Annotated in this window: 2 protein-coding genes; both read left to right on the forward strand. The window is 73.0% G+C overall.

What is annotated here, in order from left to right; all coding sequences use genetic code 11:
• The first annotated feature begins 256 nt into the window (after nt 1-256).
• Entirely contained in the window at nt 257-877 is a 621-nt protein-coding gene (locus AB0G02_RS40865) for a PadR family transcriptional regulator (RefSeq protein ID WP_360806123.1), read from the forward strand.
• Nucleotides 877-1,268 (forward strand): FAD-dependent monooxygenase (locus AB0G02_RS40870; RefSeq protein ID WP_360806126.1); only part of this gene is annotated, 392 nt, incomplete at its 3' end. The genes AB0G02_RS40865 and AB0G02_RS40870, both read left to right, overlap by 1 nt.

Below are 1,268 nucleotides of genomic sequence, written 5' to 3' on the forward strand. Positions count from 1 at the left end.
GCGTGCAGGTCGCGGGTGAGCGCGTCGTCGGCCGCGGCGGCCGGTGACGCCAGCTGGGAGGCCGGGACCGCGGCGAACACGGCGGCGGCCAGGACGAGCGCTAACGACCGTGATCTGGGCATGGAGCTCCTCCACCTGCGCTGGGGCGATTCGCGAAGGATTCTCCACGTCGTCGATCGGCTTGTGAAGAACTGACCGGCTTGACACCAATCGCTCGGAACCAAATACTCGGATCCGACTGATTGGAGACGAGCGAATGACGGCGAGCAGTCGACGACCGGTGTCCAACGCGCTCGGGCTGGCGGTGCTGGGGCTGCTGCTGGAATCGCCCTCCCACCCGCACGCGATGGCCGCCACCCTGCGGGAACGGGGCATGGACCGGGCGTTCAAGGTGACCACCGGCTCCCTGTACGACGTGGTCCGGACGCTGGAGAAGGCCGGGTGGATCGAGGCGCGGGAGACCGTCCGGGTCGGCGCGCGGCCGGAGCGGACCGTCTACCGGCACACCGCAGTGGGGCTGGACGAGTTCGTGCGCTGGGTGGACGAGCTGATCCGCGTGCCGGCCGACGAGTACCCGAAGTTCCTGTCCGCGGTCAGCTACCTGGGCGCGCTCGGGCCCGACGGCGCGTCGGCGGCGTTGCGGGAGCGGGCCGTCCGGGTCCGCGCGCGGTTGGCGGAGGCCCGGCAGCGGCACCGCGAGGTGCTGGACACCGGTCAGGTGCCCCGCCTGTTCGTGGTGGAGGTCGAGTACGGGGTGCGGATGCTGGAGGCCGAGCTGGGGTGGCTGGAGGAGATCGTCGACGACATCGCGGCGGGTCGCCTGGCCTGGCCGGAACCGACGTCCGGGTGGGTCCGCGGCGAGGGCGGGGAGGCGTGATGACGACCGACGGGGGCGCGGCGGCGGTCATGGTCGTCGGGGCCGGGCCGGCGGGGTTGGCGCTGGCGGCGGAGCTGGCGCTCGCCGGGGTCCGGGTCGAGGTGGTGGACCGGCAGCCGGAGCGCTCGCCGTTCTGCCGCGGCTTCACCCTCAACGCCCGCAGCCTGGAGCTGCTGGACCGCCGCGGCATCGTGGACCGCTTCCTGGCCGAGGGCGCGGCGGTGCCGTTCGGCATGTTCAGCGACCCGAGCCGGCCGCTGGACCTGACGGTGATGGACACCGACCACGCCTACGTGCTCGGCATCCCGCAGACCCGGGTCGAGGAGCTGCTGGAGGGGTGGCTGGCCGAGCTGGGCGTGGCCGTGTCCTGGGGGCACGAGGTGACCGACCT

The sequence above is a fragment of the Actinosynnema sp. NPDC023658 genome, from assembly GCF_040639995.1.
Lineage (GTDB): Bacteria > Actinomycetota > Actinomycetes > Mycobacteriales > Pseudonocardiaceae > Actinosynnema.